This window comes from Allobacillus sp. SKP2-8 (assembly GCF_007559355.1).
GTDB lineage: Bacteria > Bacillota > Bacilli > Bacillales > Alkalibacillaceae > Allobacillus > Allobacillus halotolerans.
In genome coordinates this window covers 93,042-94,307 of record NZ_VMHF01000004.1, presented here as the reverse complement: position 1 = coordinate 94,307, position 1,266 = coordinate 93,042, and the positions used below count along the sequence as shown (strand labels likewise).

At 42.3% G+C, this 1,266-nt stretch carries 2 protein-coding genes; both read left to right on the top strand.

Going from position 1 to position 1,266, the window contains the following annotated elements:
• Positions 1-483: class C sortase (locus tag FPQ10_RS06095; protein WP_186278573.1), on the top strand; the 483-nt coding region annotated here is incomplete at its 5' end.
• Positions 484-515: 32 nt separating this feature from the next.
• The gene (locus tag FPQ10_RS06090; RefSeq protein WP_255439735.1) at positions 516-1,208 is read left to right on the top strand and encodes a response regulator transcription factor; all 693 of its coding nucleotides are present in this window, start codon (positions 516-518) and stop codon (positions 1,206-1,208) included.
• The last annotated feature ends 58 nt before the right edge of the window (positions 1,209-1,266 follow it).

Sequence of the window (1,266 nt, the reverse complement as noted above, 5' to 3'; positions counted from 1 at the left end):
TATGATCCGCTTGAGAACACGAAATGCAATCAGGTGTTAAAGGAAAGAAGCTTAACCGCTGACACTCAAGGAAACACGACCGACATTGATACATTCGCAACGCTTGAAATCCCAAAACTTGGCTTACATATTCCGATTCTTCTAGGAGCGAGTGATTACGCATTATCTCAAGGAATCGGCCAAGTCGAAGGCTCATCTTTACCTGTTGGTGGACCGAATACACATACCGTACTGGCAGGCCACCGCGGGATGGGCACAAAGGAAATGTTTCGAAACTTAGACGAGCTGCAACCTGGAGATGTTTTTTATATTCATACGCTGGATGAACGACTAGTCTATAAAGTTGAAGGGTCTGCTGTTATTTTGCCTCATGAAACAGACTCTTTACGAGTGAAGGAAGGCAGGGATTTAGCTACGTTGTTAACTTGTCATCCATACCGTTCCAATACTCACCGGTTAGTCGTCTATGGTGTTAGACGATAATAAAGGAGGAGAAGACGATCGGAAAACATAAGGTGTTGATTGTTGAAGATGACCGTGATATCCGTGAAATGACCGCACTTTATTTGAAACAAAAAGGCTTTACTGTTTTTACTGCTGAAAACGGTGATAAAGCGCTGGAAATCATTTCGCACACCATCCCGCAACTCATCTTATTGGATATTGAAATGCCTGGTCGAGATGGTTTCGAAGTTTGTCAGGAAATCCGCAAGCAATTAATTGTCCCGATTATTTTTATTAGTGTTCGCAAGCAAATGGTTGATAAGCTCACCAGTTTTGAACTCGGCGCAGATGACTATTTGACAAAGCCATTTGACTTTAACGAATTAGAAGCAAGAATCCGCGCAAACATTAGACGTTATCATGTTAATCTTGCAAAAGGCGCAAAGAGATTAAAATACGGCGACCTGGAAATTCATATCGACAACAAATTATGCTACTTGAATGGCGAATTGATCCCACTGACAGCGAAAGAAATGAAACTGCTCATTCAATTAGCCCAATATCCAAAACGAATCTGGAGTCACGATCAGCTCTATGACGACATCTGGAGCATGGACGCCACTGGAAACATCCAAACTGTCAAAGTTCATATACGAAACTTAAGGAAAAAACTAGAAAGATCGAACGACGTCAAATACATCCACACGATCAGAGGCTTCGGCTATTCCTTTTCAATGGAAAAGAACGATCGCGCGAGTAGGTAGGCACTGACTTTGGTTGGTGTCTTTTTTTGTGGGTTTCGGGCTGATGCTGAAGTGTAAC